A 13,925-nucleotide genomic window follows, 5' to 3' on the forward strand; every position below is an offset into this window, starting at 1 on the left:
GGGGTGGAGCAAAAAGCAAAACTTAAGAACGTCACGTGCTGCTCCCTCCCCTGCGAAGGGGAGGGTTGGGGTGGGGTATTAATGCAAACTTAATAAGTTGAAGTATGCTTTTACCGGGTGTCAGCCCTTAAAACCCCCTCCCAACCTCCCCCTTCGCAGGGGGAGGAGCAAAAAGCAAAACCTAAGAATGCCACGGACAGTTCCCTTTCGCAGGGGTGGAGCAAAGCACCTTTACCCGATCGTCATCAGACTCGCATTCCCACCTGCGGCAGCCGTGTTCACACTCAGTGAACGTTCGTGCAGCAGGCGTTCCAGCAGGATATTATCCTCGCCGCGCGCAAAGCCCTGTACGGAAATAATGGCGCCCGGTCGCTGTGCGATGGTCTGGCAAAGCTCGCGCAACTGATCGGCATCACCGTGATAAATCACTGCATCGAATACCTGCGCATCGTTCTGCCAGTCTTTGGCGAAATCAACCCGCGCCTGCACCGCTTTGGGTAACAGGTTGAACAGGTCACGCTGCAACGGCGCTTCCGGCCACAGAATACGGCAACCGGTGGCGGTGACGGCGGCGAGCTGAGTCAGGGCATCTTCCTGATTATCGGCCAGTGCCAGCACACGTTCGCGCGGTAACAGCGCGTAAGTGTTGCGTTCACCGGTTGGCCCCGGCAGGGTGCGTAACGTGCCGCCCTGGCTGGTCTGCGCAAAGCGTTCGCAAACTGCGACTAACTCCTCACGATGTTTTTGTTCGGCGGCCCATTGCTGCAATGCGCGGTGCGGTGCCAGTAAGGCTTCGCGGACAGACACGTCCAGCGGCAGCTCTCTGTCCTGACGCAAAAGGGTTTGCTGCACGGCGTCCTGCGGACGGCTGCTCAGCAGGCGATACAGATACAGCGGGCCGCCGGCTTTCGGACCGGTGCCTGATAAGCCTTCGCCGCCGAACGGTTGCACACCCACCACCGCGCCGACCATATTGCGGTTCACGTACATATTGCCGACGTGTGCCTGCTGGGTGACGCGGTGGATGGTTTCGTCGATGCGGGTATGAATACCCAGCGTCAGACCATACCCGGCGGCATTAATCTGACCGATCAGCGTATCCAGATCCTGACGGGCATAGCGCACCACGTGCAGCACCGGGCCGAAGATTTCTTTCTTCATCTCATCAAAGCTTTCCAGCTCGATCAGTGTCGGTTTCACGAAGGTGCCACGGCTCCATTCCTGCTGGTCGGCAGTGAATTCCTGCGTGGCCTGATACACGGTGCGGCCTTTGGTGCGCATCGCATCGATGTGTTTTTCGATACCGGCTTTGGCGTCGGCGTCGATCACCGGCCCGATATCGGTACACAAACGCTCCGGATTACCCATGCGGCATTCCGCCATCGCACCGCGCAGCATTTGCAGCGTGTGGTCGGCGACGTCGTCCTGAATGCACAACACGCGCAGGGCAGAGCAACGCTGACCGGCGCTGTCAAAGGCCGAGGCCACCACATCCATCACCACCTGTTCGGTCAGCGCGGAGGAATCCACAATCATGGCATTCAGGCCGCCGGTTTCGGCGACAAGCGGCGTCGGACGCCCCTGCGGATCCAGACGACCGGCGATGTTGCGTTGCAGAATGCCTGCAACATCGGTTGAACCGGTAAACAGCACGCCGCGCACACGTTCGTCATTCACCAGCTGCGAGCCGACGGTTTCACCCTGACCCGGCAACAGCTGCAATACGCCTGCCGGTACGCCCGCTTCATGCAGAATGCCGACGGCTAATGCGGCGATCAGCGGCGTCTGTTCTGCCGGTTTGGCCAGCACGCTGTTACCGGCGGCCAGTGCGGCAGCAATCTGACCGGTAAAGATCGCCAGCGGGAAGTTCCACGGGCTGATACACACCACCGGCCCCAGCGGACGGTGCGTGTCGTTGGCGAAATCTTCGCGGATCTGACCGGCGTAGTAATGCAGGAAATCCACCGCTTCACGCACTTCGGCGATGGCGTTATTAAAGGTTTTTCCGGCCTCACGCACCAGCACGCCGAGCAGGTTTTGCAACTGCGCTTCCATCAGTTCTGCAGCGCGTTGCAGGATGGCGGCGCGTTCTTCGGGAGGTGTCGCAAACCAGATCGCGCCTGCGGCAGTGGAGGCATCCAGCGCACGGCTGATTTCGGCTTCGGTCGCTTCACGCACATAACCGACGATATCGGTATTTTCAGACGGGTTGATTACCGGCAGGAATTCGCCGTCATCGGTTTGCGCATCAATCATCGGCTGCGCTTTTACCGGATGGCTGGCGCTTTGCAGCAGGGCGCTGGACAGGGAAGCCAGACGGTGTTCGCTGGACATATCCAGACCCGCAGAGTTCACCCGTTTGTCGCCATACAAATTACGCGGCAGGGCGATACGCGGATGCGGTAATCCGACCTGTCCTTCGCTGGCAGCCAGCGCCTCGACGGCCAGCACCGGATCGGCAACCAGTTCGTCAATCGGCAAGGTGGCATCGGCGATACGGTTGACGAAGGACGTGTTCGCGCCGTTTTCCAGCAGGCGGCGCACCAGATACGCCAGCAGCGTTTCGTGCGTGCCGACCGGGGCATAAATACGGCAGGGACGGTTCTGTTTGCCGTCGGAAATTTTCCCCACGACCTGTTCGTACAGCGGTTCACCCATCCCGTGCAGGCACTGGAACTCATACTGTCCCGGATAATAGTTGTTACCCGCCAGCTGATAAATCGCCGCCACGGTGTGGGCATTATGGGTGGCGAACTGCGGATAAATCAGGTTCGGCACCGCCAGCAGTTTACGGGCACACGCCAGATAGGACACGTCGGTGTACACCTTGCGGGTGTAGACCGGATAATCTTCCAGACCGTCCATTTGCGCGCGCTTGATTTCGCTGTCCCAGTACGCTCCTTTCACCAGACGGATCATCAGGCGGCGGCGGCTGCGTTGCGCCAGATTCGTCAGGTAATCAATCACCATCGGGCAGCGTTTCTGATATGCCTGAATCACGAAACCGATGCCGTTCCAGCCCGCCAGTTCCGGCTCGAAACACAGTTTTTCCAGCAAATCGAGGGAGATTTCCAGACGATCCGCTTCTTCTGCGTCAATGTTAATGCCGATATCGTAGCTGCGTGCCAGCAAGGTCAGCGACAGCAGGCGCGGATACAACTCTTCCATCACACGTTCGTATTGCGCACGGCTGTAGCGCGGATGCAGGGCAGAAAGTTTGATGGAAATTCCGGGACCTTCATAAATGCCGCGACCGTTGGAAGCTTTACCGATGGCATTGATCGCCTGCTGGTAAGACTGCAAATAGGCCTGCGCATCTTTTTCGGTCAGCGCCGCTTCGCCCAGCATATCGTAGGAATAGCGGAAGCCTTTTTCTTCATGTTTGCGCGCATTCGCCAGCGCTTCGGCGATGGTTTCACCGGTCACGAACTGTTCGCCCATGAGGCGCATCGCCATGTCCACGCCTTTGCGGATCAGCGGCTCACCGCTTTTCCCGATAATGCGGTTCAGGGATTTCGACAGGCTGGCTTCGTTATGGGTGGCCACCAGTTTACCGGTGAACAGCAGGCCCCAGGTGGCAGCGTTGACAAACAGAGACGGACTGCGCCCGAGGTGCGAGTGCCAGTTACCGTTGCTGATTTTGTCGCGGATTAAGGCATCGCGCGTAGGTTTGTCGGGAATACGCAGCAATGCTTCGGCCAGACACATCAGCGCCACGCCTTCCTGAGAAGACAGCGAGAATTCCTGCAACAGACTTTGCACCATGCCGGCGCGTCCGTTTGCACTCTTTTGGTTCCTCAGCTTCGTGGCGATATCTGCCGCCAGTTTCAGCGCAGCCTCATTGAGCGGTGCAGGTAAACGGGCCTGTTCAAGCAGCATGGACACCGCTTCAGGCTCAGGGCGACGATAGGCGGCGGTGATGGCGGAACGGCTGACGGACTGCGGCTGGATCTGCTCGGCGAAATCAAGGAACGGCTGATGGACGTCCTGAACCGCATGGGCGGTCAACTCATCGGCACCCTCAGACGCCGCGCCGTTCAGCGCGGGGATCTCAGGTAACGCGTCGCCATTTTCCAGACGTTCCAGATAGGAAAAAATCGCCTGCTTGATCAGCCAGTGCGGCGTACGGTCAATCTTATGTGCCGCTTCTTTAAGCCTGTCGCGTGTGCCTTCGTCCAGCTTCACGCCCATCGTTGTCATACCCATGCGCAACCACTCCATATGAAAAGGTTCAGGTGAATTCATTATCTTTATGCTGAGCAATATCTTCTATGTTGCAACCTTGTGCAACCCCGTTAATGCAGGAAGTATGCCTGTTGTGATTTGTCTGGCATTTTTAACAATAAAATAACGGCATGGATCTTGCCTGCATGAACGGTAAGTGAAATTTCAAAGGCGGTATCGGGTGCAACCTTTGTCACTGCAAAGTACAACCGGCATTCAGAATAACTGTGATGGAGGGTGAATTTTGTGTATTTGAAATGTTAAAAATCTTGAAAAGTGGAGGAGGCTAAACCAGTATCCGGCCCGACAGTAATTTTGAATAAAAACCACACAAAGACTGTAACGACGTAAAAAATATGGAGAGTCTTGCTGCAACCTTAGCGGGTTTCAGCCATCATCTCGCCCCGGCATGATTTTGCACGCTTTTCTCAGGAACAAGGCGTCAGGACAGACAGGTGCCGGACAACATCGCAAATAAGAAGAAAGTGGAGACTGGAATGACAATGAACACACCGATGCTGGTGACGTTTTGTGTTTATATTTTCGGGATGATTTTGATTGGTCTCATCGCGTATTTACGAACCAAAAACTTTGATGATTATATTCTGGGTGGACGCAGTTTAGGCAGTGTGGTGACGGCACTTTCGGCCGGTGCCTCTGACATGAGCGGCTGGTTGCTGATGGGTTTACCGGGGGCGATTTTCCTTTCCGGGATTTCTGAAAGCTGGATCGCCATCGGCCTGACCATCGGCGCATACCTGAACTGGAAACTGGTGGCGGGGCGGTTACGTGTGCACACCGAAGCCAACAACAACGCGCTGACTTTGCCGGATTACTTTACCCACCGCTTTGAAGATTCCAGCAAAATGCTGCGCATTATTTCGGCGATTGTAATTTTGGTATTTTTCACCATTTATTGTGCTTCCGGCATTGTGGCCGGTGCCCGTCTGTTTGAAAGCACCTTCGGCATGACTTACCAGACGGCGCTGTGGGCAGGCGCGGCGGCAACCATCATCTATACCTTCATCGGCGGTTTTCTGGCGGTCAGCTGGACCGACACCGTGCAGGCAACCCTGATGATTTTCGCGCTGATCCTGACGCCGGTGATCGTTATTCTCGCGGTCGGCGGTATTGATACCTCGATGATGGTGATCCACGCGAAAAACCCTGAATACACGGACATGTTCAAAGGCATGAATCTGGTGGCGATTCTGTCACTGCTGGGCTGGGGACTGGGCTACTTCGGCCAGCCACATATTCTGGCGCGTTTCATGGCGGCCGACTCCCATCACACCATCCGCAGCGCACGCCGTATCAGCATGACCTGGATGATTTTGTGTCTGGCGGGCACCATTGCGGTCGGTTTCTTCGGTATTGCTTACTTCAGCAATAATCCGGGTGAAGCGGGCAACGTGACGCAAAACGGTGAGCGTGTGTTCATCGAGCTGGCAAAAATTCTGTTCAACCCGTGGATTGCCGGTATCTTGCTGTCGGCGATTCTGGCGGCGGTGATGAGCACCCTGAGCTGTCAGCTGCTGGTATGTTCAAGCGCCATTACCGAAGATTTGTATAAAGCCTTCCTGCGCAAAGGCGCTAGCCAGCGCGAGCTGGTGTGGATTGGTCGTCTGATGGTACTGGTGGTCGCTCTGGTGGCCATTGCGCTGGCGGCGAACCCGGAAAACCGCGTACTCGGTCTGGTCAGCTATGCCTGGGCCGGTTTCGGTGCGGCATTCGGGCCGGTGATCCTGATTTCCGTCATGTGGAAACGCATGACGCGTAACGGCGCGCTGGCAGGCATGCTGGTGGGCGCAGTGACGGTGATTGTCTGGAAGAATTTCGCCTGGTTTGATCTCTACGAAATCATCCCCGGCTTTATCTTCGCCTCACTGGCGATCTGGATTGTCAGCCTGATGGGCCGTCAGCCTTCCGCCGCAGTGGAAGAACGCTTCACGGCGGCCGAAGCGGAATATAATACTATTTAACCACTCCTCAGTTTTGAGGTGACGAAGATCGGGGTCGTCCTGACCCCGGTTTTCAGCATTTTGTTTCAGAGAACACTTCCATCCTGATTTTTCCTGCGCATTTGCCATCAACCCTTCAAAAATCGATCTGTTCCCTCTTGTATTTCTTTTTCTAAGAATGATAATCACTATCGTTTCTTTTTACTTTTCTTTACAGAGAGCTTACAGATTCTGTGATTCGCCAGAATTCGGGGCCGGGAGTTCCAACATGTTCGTTCCGTTTCTCATTATGTTTCGCGAAGGGCTGGAAGCTGCACTGATCGTCAGCCTGATTGCCAGCTATCTCAAACGGACGCAACGCGGGCAGTGGCTCGGTGTGGTCTGGATTGGCGTTTTCATCGCCGCCGCACTTTGTCTGGCGCTCGGTCTTTTTATCAATGCCACCACCGGCGAGTTTCCGCAAAAACAGCAGGAGCTGTTCGAAGGCATCGTGGCCGTGGTCGCCGTGTGCATTCTTACGTATATGGTGTTCTGGATGCGCAAAGTGTCGCGCTCCATCAAAGTGTATCTGGAAGGCGCGATTGATAATGCGCTGAATTCCGGCCGCGGGCAGGGCTGGGCGCTGGTCGCCATGGTGTTTTTTGCCGTCGCGCGTGAAGGGCTGGAATCGGTGTTTTTCCTGCTCGCCGCATTCCAGCAGGATGTGGGTATCGAAGCACCGATCGGCGCGCTGCTGGGACTGGCTGCCGCCATTGTGCTCGGTTTCCTGATTTATTACGGCGGCGTGAAACTGCATCTGGCGAAATTTTTCAAATGGACCAGCCTGTTTATTTTGTTTGTCGCCGCCGGTCTGGCCGCTGGCGCGATCCGGGCTTTCCACGAAGCCGGTTTGTGGAATCAGATGCAGGACATCGCCTTTGATCTCAGCGGCACGTTATCCACGCACTCATTATTTGGCACCTTGCTGGAAGGCATGTTTGGCTATCAGGAAGCGCCGACCGTCAGTGAAGTCGCCGTGTATTTCCTGTATCTGATCCCTGCGCTGTTTCTGTTCTTTATGCCACAGGGCAAAAATCCTGTCGCCGCTCCGGCCTCTGCCGGGCAAAAAACACCACGTTGATTTCATAAACTTTTCATCACTTTGCGTTAGCCACGGAGTTGTACATGCCACATTTTCGCCGTAAAGCTTTACAGATCGCACTGTTGTCCCTGCCGGCCTTTGCGCTGAGCACCCACGTGCTGGCTGCCGATGTTCGTCAGGTTAAAATTGCCGTTAACGACAAACAATGTGAACCGATGGCGCTGACCGTACCCGCCGGTAAAACTCAGTTTGTTATCCATAACAACAGCCAGAAAAACCTGGAATGGGAAATTCTGAAAGGCGTGATGGTGGTGGAAGAACGTGAAAACGTGGCGCCGGGCTTCACGCAGAAAATGACGGCTAACCTTGAGCCGGGCGAATACGACATGACCTGCGGCCTGCTGAGCAATCCAAAAGGTAAACTGACCGTGACGGCAGAAGGCGCGCAAGCCTCCGGTAAGCCTGACGCCATGGCGCTGGTCGGCCCGATTGCGGAATACAAAGTGTATGTCACGCAGCAGGTGGCTGAACTGGTTGCCCACACCAAAGCCTTTACCGACGCGGTGAAGCAGGGCGATCTGGCGAAAGCTCAGGCGCTGTATGCCTCAACCCGTGTTTACTACGAGCGCATCGAACCGATCGCCGAACTGTTCTCTGATCTGGACGGCAGCATCGATGCCCGTGAAGATGATTTCGAGAAAAAAGCCGAAGATCCTAACTTCACCGGTTTCCACCGTCTGGAGAAAATCCTCTTCGCGGATAAAACCACTAAAGGCGCCGGACCGTTTGCTGACAAGTTGTATACCGACACGGTTGATCTGCAAAAACGCATCACTGACCTGACTTTCCCGCCAAGCAAAGTGGTTGGCGGCGCAGCAGGGCTTATCGAAGAAGTGGCGGCCAGCAAAATCAGCGGTGAAGAAGACCGTTACAGCCGCACCGACCTGTGGGATTTCCGTGCCAACCTTGATGGCGCACAGAAAATCGTTAACCTGCTGCGTCCGTTGCTGGAAAAGGCCGACAAACCGCTGCTGGATAAAATCGACGCCAACTTTAAAACCGTCGATGCGCTGCTGGATAAATACAAAACCAAAGACGGTTACGAGAATTACGAAAAACTGTCCGATGCAGACCGTAACGCAATGAAAGGGCCAATCACCACGCTGGCAGAAGATCTGGCTAAACTGCGCGGTGTTTTAGGTCTGGATTAATATCTTAAGCTCCCTCCCCTGCGAAGGGGAGGGTTGGGGTGGGGTATTAAAGTAAAATTCAGTGGCCAAAGTGTGCATAACCCCCTGTTTTGCCATTAATACCCCCTCCCGGCCTCCCCCTTCGCAGGGGGAGGAGCGTCACACCGAGGCATAGCAATGAGTCACAAAAACAATAATCAGGATGACGTTTCCTCTTCCCGCCGCAGCTTGTTGAAAGGCGTGGGATTGTTAGGCGGGGCATTTGCCCTGGGCGGCGCCACCACGGTGCAAGCTGAGAAAACACCCGGAGCAAAAAAAGAGTACACGCCGGGCACGGTGTCCCCCGATGAACGCTGGGGCAAACAGCCTTATTACGGCGAACATCAGGCAGGCATTTTAACGCCGCAGCAGGCGTCCATGATGCTGGTTTCTTTCGACGTGCTGGCGACCAGCAAAGCCGAGCTGGAACGCCTGTTCCGCCTGCTCGACAGCCGGTTTGTTTTTCTCACGAAAGGCGGCACCGCGCCATCAATGGATCCGAAATTCCCGCCGATGGATTCCGGCGTAATGGGCGCTGAAATCTACCCGGATAACCTGACCATGACGCTGTCTGTCGGGGATTCGCTGTTCGATGAACGTTTCGGCTTAGCGCCACATAAGCCGCTGAAATTACAGCGCATGACGCGGTTTCCGAATGACTCCCTCGACGCCAAACTGTGTCACGGCGATCTGTCCCTGCAAATCTGCGCCAACAACAGCGATACTGTGGTGCATGCGCTGCGTGACATCATCAAGTACACGCCGGATTTACTCAGCGTGCGCTGGCGTCGTGACGGCTTTATTTCCTCCCATGCCGCCCGCAGTCAGGGTAAAGAAACGCCGATCAATCTGCTGGGCTTCAAAGACGGTACCGCCAATCCGGATGCCAAAGATAAGCCGCTGATGGATAAAGCCATCTGGGTGACAGACGGTCAGGGCGAACCGGCCTGGACGCTCGGCGGCAGTTATCAGGTCACCCGTCTGATCCCGTTCAGGGTGGAATCCTGGGACCGTACGCCGTTGCAGGAGCAGCAATCGATCTTCGGGCGCGACAAGGCTACCGGCGCGCCGCTGGGGATGGAAAAAGAGCACGACGTGCCGGATTACAGTAAAGATCCGGAAGGTAAAGTCATCCACCTCGACTCGCATATCCGGCTGGCGAACCCGCGTACCAAAGAGACCGAAGACAGCCTGATGATGCGCCGTGGCTACAGCTATTCGCTGGGTGTGACCAATGCCGGGCAACTGGAAATGGGACTGATTTTTGTCTGCTATCAGCATGATCTGGAGAAAGGCTTCCTGACCGTGCAGAAACGCCTGAACGGCGAAGCTCTGGAAGAATACATCCGTCCCAACGGCGGCGGTTTTTTCTTCACGCTGCCGGGGAATAAAGACGAAAATCATTATCTCGGACAATCTTTGATCGAAGCCTGATACTGCGCCTCCCCCTGCGAAGGGGGAACCTGACACCAGACATCCTTTTTACGCCTGGTTACGCAATTCACTTTCTGTTAATACTCCGCTTCATTCCAAAAAACCTCAGCAATGTCATGATGATAAATCGTCGTCCTGATTTATCATCTTGCCTGCCTGAGACTGTTATGAGCATCAATCAATCCCGCAGAAAATTACTGATTTTCGGCATCGGACTTTCCCTGACGGCACCGCGCCTGTATGCGGCGCAAAAAGCCGTGCGCATCACCATGACGTCGGACGCCAGCCAGATCCGTCTCGCGCTACCGGCGGGCGATAAACGTTGCCGGGTGTTTATGCTCAGTGCGCCGGAACGGGTGGTGATTGATATGCCGATGGTGTCATTTCCACCGGAACTGGAACATGCGCTGACCGTGGTCCGGCAGAAATTTTCATGGGTAAAGGAGGGGAGGATTGCTCACTTCAGCCCGGACGTGGCGCGCATTGTATTGCAGGTGGACGGTAAACCTGAGATTACGCGCAGTACGGAAAACGGCGTGCTGAACGTGGCGATACGCGAAGCGAATGCCGCGCAGGTGCTGCCCGTCACGACCACCACACCGCGGGCGGAGAAACCGCTGCTGGTGATGATCGATCCCGGCCACGGCGGTAAGGATCCGGGGGCGATCGGCAATGAAGGCACTTATGAAAAACATGTGGTGCTGCATATCGCCAAAAGGCTGCAAACCTTGCTTGACGAGCAACACGGCATTCACGCGGTACTGACGCGGCAGGATGACGTATTTATCCCGTTGTATCACCGTGTCAGTCTGGCGCATCAGCATGAAGCGGATCTGTTTATCTCGATACATGCGGACGGGTTTACCAATGATCAGGTCTCCGGCGCGTCAGTGTTTGCGCTGTCAGAACACGGCGCGGGCAGTGCGATGGCACGCTATTTATCGCAAAGTGAAAACAGTGTCGATGTGCTGTACGACAACGATTTTAAGACTGATGATCAATACCTTAAAGAAACGCTGTTTGATCTCGACCAGCACGAAACCATTCACCGCAGTCTGGATTTTGGCCGCCATCTGGCCGCCAATATTATCAGGGTGCATCACATGCACAGCCCCCATCCGGAGCAGGCCGGTTTCGCGGTGCTGAAATCGCCACGCATCCCGTCGGTGCTGGTGGAGACGTCGTTTATTACCAATAAGCAGGAAGAAAAATTGCTGGGCGAGCCTGTTTTTCAGGAGAAAATGGCACGCGCGCTGGCGGAAGGGATTAACAGTTACTTCATCAATGAAAAGAAAAACAATCTGCTGAGCTGAGAGAAATTCAGCGCGATTTAAGAGGATCTGAAAAAGATCTTCACGATCCGGTTGACGACGGCTACAAACTTTTTTACATTTTGGTAACGCAAATGTTTCAGCTGTCATTATACTGACATTTATAAGCGGTAGTTTTCACGAGGTGTACGGCAGGTGCCGTTAATAACACTGCGGGGAGCGCGAATGGTAAAGTCCTTGTTTGGGCTGTTGACAGAAAATAACATGCTTCACGCATTTACTCGTTGTCGTCGCTTAAATGCAAACGAGGATAAGGCCTCCGACTCTCTGTTATATCCACTTTTACTTTCAGCATTTCCCTGCCGCTTTTTACAACATTTCTCATCCACACAACCTCTACCCTGTTCTTTAACTGACCCCTTAAATGTTTATGAAAATGATGTGAATATCATTGGCTTTTATTCTGGAAATTTCATTATATGGGTCAGCGGTTTGTCATTATTGACGATATTGGCAATGCCTCCTCGTGAACAGAAAACAGCCAAAAAATTACCGGTTAATCTTTTTGGTTTCTTTTCCTCTTCACGTTATTCATTGGCTTCACTTGGTCTAAAAGGAGACCAAAACCTCATTTGTGAGTGAAACATAACCGTGCGGGCATTATGCCTTAGCGTTAAGTGAATCAAACTGTAAGGTGCCACTATGGGAAGACAGAAAGCAGTGATCAAAGCTCGTCGTGAAGCAAAACGTGTTATTCGTAATGATTCACGCAGTCACCGCCAGCGTGAGGAAGAATCTGTGACGTCATTAGTACAGATGGGCGGTTTGGAATCGATCGGCATGGCTCGCGACAGTCGCGATACGTCCGTCATCGAAGCGCGTACTGAAGCTCAAGGTCATTACTTATCAGCCATAGAGAATAAGCAGTTAATTTTTGCTACCGGCGAAGCAGGCTGCGGCAAAACATTTATCAGCGCTGCGAAAGCGGCAGAGGCATTAATTCACAAAGAAATCGACAGAATTATTGTGACACGCCCGGTATTGCAAGCCGATGAAGATCTCGGTTTCCTGCCCGGTGATATTTCTGAGAAGTTCGCGCCTTATTTCCGACCGGTCTACGACATTTTATTACGTCGTCTGGGTTCATCATTCCTGCAATATTGCTTACGACCGGAAATAGGGAAAGTAGAAATTGCGCCATTCGCCTATATGCGCGGACGCACTTTCGAAAATGCGGTGGTGATTCTGGACGAAGCCCAGAACGTCACGGCCAGCCAGATGAAAATGTTCCTGACCCGTCTCGGTGAAAATGTGACGGTCATTGTTAACGGTGATATTACCCAGTGCGATTTACCACGCGGCGTAGTATCGGGGCTCAGCGATGCACTTTCCCGCTTCGAAGAAGACGAGATGGTCGGCATCATTAAGTTTGATAAGCAGGATTGCGTCCGTTCCGAGCTGTGCCAGAGAACGTTGAACGCGTATTCATAAACCGTCATCACAATGCAAAAGGCCGCTCAAATGAGCGGCCTTTATTGTTTGTGCCCCTCACGGGGAAGGCGAGGGCGTTACAACATAATTAACATCATATACGCGCAGAACAACGCCAGATGCGCAGTCCCGTTCAGTACATTGGTACGGCCGGTCGAGAACGAAATCTGACACAAAATCAGTACCGCGAGCATCACCACAATGTTTGCCGGATCCAGGCTGAAAATCAGGTTCTGACCGGTCAGGGTGGCGATCACGGTCACGGCCGGAACGGTCAGTGAAATAGTCGCCAGCACGGAGCCGAAGAATAAATTCATCGCACGCTGTACCTGATTCTTCAGTACTGCTTTCAGGGCGCCCAGACCTTCCGGTGAAAGAATAAGTAACGCGACCAGGAAGCCGGTGAATTGTGCAGGCGCGTTCAGTTCCGTCAGCAGGCTTTCCAGCGGATTGGCGTTGAACTTGGTCACCGCGATCACCAGCACCAGGTGGACGATCAGCCACAAGGTATGTGTCAGATTGCTTTTGGACGAGGGCTTACCGTGGCCGTCTTCTTCGCCTTCATCTTCATGCTCGTAGATAAACAGGCTCTGATGGGTTTTGGTCTGGATCAGCAGGAATACGCCGTACATGGCGGCTGAAATCATTGCGACAAACAGCGCCTGCGTCGTCGAGAAATTACCGGCAGGCAATGCGGCAGGCAGTACCAGCACGATCACCGCCAGCGGGAAAATCGCCATCAGATACTGTTTGATGCCGCCGAGATTGACATACTGCGTCGCAAATTTGCGCCCGCCAAGCAGCAGGGCGACGCCCACCAGACCGGCCGTCACAATCATAATGATCGAAAATAATGTGTCACGCATCAGCGCCGGTGCGGCATCACCCGTCGCCATCAGGGCGGAAATCAGGCTGACTTCGAGGATTACCACGGAAAGGCTGAGAATAAGTGACCCGTAGGGTTCGCCCAAACGGTGTGCCAGTACGTCTGCATGACGGACTACGCTGAACGCGCTGGCGAGGATACCGACCAGCGCGATTAAATTGATGCCGACAACAGCGCCAAAATTACTGCTGTTGCCCCAGAGGACGAGAACGATAAGTGCTGCAATGGGAAAAATCAGGGAATATTCCTGATGGCGGGTTTTGATTTTTGGATGTTCCTGTGAAGACACCATGATGATTATTCTCCTTATAAACGCTCACGTAATAACAACCGCCTGTCTGTCAGTTG

9 protein-coding genes are annotated in these 13,925 nt (G+C 54.2%); 7 read left to right on the top strand and 2 right to left on the bottom strand.

The features are described from left to right. Positions 1 to 231 precede the first annotated feature (231 nt). Positions 232 to 4,206: a trifunctional transcriptional regulator/proline dehydrogenase/L-glutamate gamma-semialdehyde dehydrogenase gene (gene putA, locus EDF78_RS21645; RefSeq protein ID WP_133823877.1), complete on the bottom strand. Its 3,975-nt coding sequence runs from the start codon at positions 4,204 to 4,206 to the stop codon at positions 232 to 234. Positions 4,207 to 4,721: 515 nt separating this feature from the next. Between putA and putP the strand changes: the two genes are divergently transcribed. From putP to phoH, 7 genes are all read left to right on the top strand, one after another. Continuing rightward, a complete protein-coding gene (gene putP, locus EDF78_RS21650) occupies positions 4,722 to 6,206 on the top strand; it encodes a sodium/proline symporter PutP (protein WP_095922212.1) in 1,485 nt (494 codons plus the stop codon). A gap of 247 nt (positions 6,207 to 6,453) precedes the next feature. Further along, a complete protein-coding gene (gene efeU / locus EDF78_RS21655; protein WP_133823878.1) occupies positions 6,454 to 7,305 on the top strand; it encodes an iron uptake transporter permease EfeU in 852 nt (283 codons plus the stop codon). A 38-nt stretch (positions 7,306 to 7,343) separates the two neighbouring features. Continuing rightward, a complete protein-coding gene (gene efeO, locus EDF78_RS21660; protein WP_269812092.1) occupies positions 7,344 to 8,477 on the top strand; it encodes an iron uptake system protein EfeO in 1,134 nt (377 codons plus the stop codon). A gap of 156 nt (positions 8,478 to 8,633) precedes the next feature. Then, positions 8,634 to 9,929: an iron uptake transporter deferrochelatase/peroxidase subunit gene (efeB, locus tag EDF78_RS21665; RefSeq protein ID WP_095922209.1), complete on the top strand. Its 1,296-nt coding sequence runs from the start codon at positions 8,634 to 8,636 to the stop codon at positions 9,927 to 9,929. A 167-nt stretch (positions 9,930 to 10,096) separates the two neighbouring features. Further along, a complete protein-coding gene (locus EDF78_RS21670) occupies positions 10,097 to 11,242 on the top strand; it encodes an N-acetylmuramoyl-L-alanine amidase (RefSeq protein ID WP_095922208.1) in 1,146 nt (381 codons plus the stop codon). A 183-nt stretch (positions 11,243 to 11,425) separates the two neighbouring features. Next, on the top strand, positions 11,426 to 11,842 hold the full coding sequence (locus EDF78_RS21675; RefSeq protein WP_095922207.1) for a hypothetical protein: 417 nt from the start codon (positions 11,426 to 11,428) through the stop codon (positions 11,840 to 11,842). A 60-nt stretch (positions 11,843 to 11,902) separates the two neighbouring features. Then, positions 11,903 to 12,691, top strand: coding sequence for a phosphate starvation-inducible protein PhoH (phoH, locus tag EDF78_RS21680; protein WP_095922206.1), 789 nt, complete (start codon positions 11,903 to 11,905; stop codon positions 12,689 to 12,691). Positions 12,692 to 12,768: 77 nt separating this feature from the next. Here the strand turns inward: phoH and chaA are convergent, their stop codons facing one another. Further along, complete coding sequence (chaA, locus tag EDF78_RS21685) at positions 12,769 to 13,869, bottom strand: sodium-potassium/proton antiporter ChaA (RefSeq protein WP_095922205.1); 1,101 nt, start codon at positions 13,867 to 13,869, stop codon at positions 12,769 to 12,771. Between the last annotated feature and the right edge of the window lie 56 nt (positions 13,870 to 13,925).

The sequence above is a fragment of the Rahnella sp. BIGb0236 genome (genome assembly GCF_004364755.1).
Taxonomy (GTDB): domain Bacteria; phylum Pseudomonadota; class Gammaproteobacteria; order Enterobacterales; family Enterobacteriaceae; genus Rahnella; species Rahnella victoriana.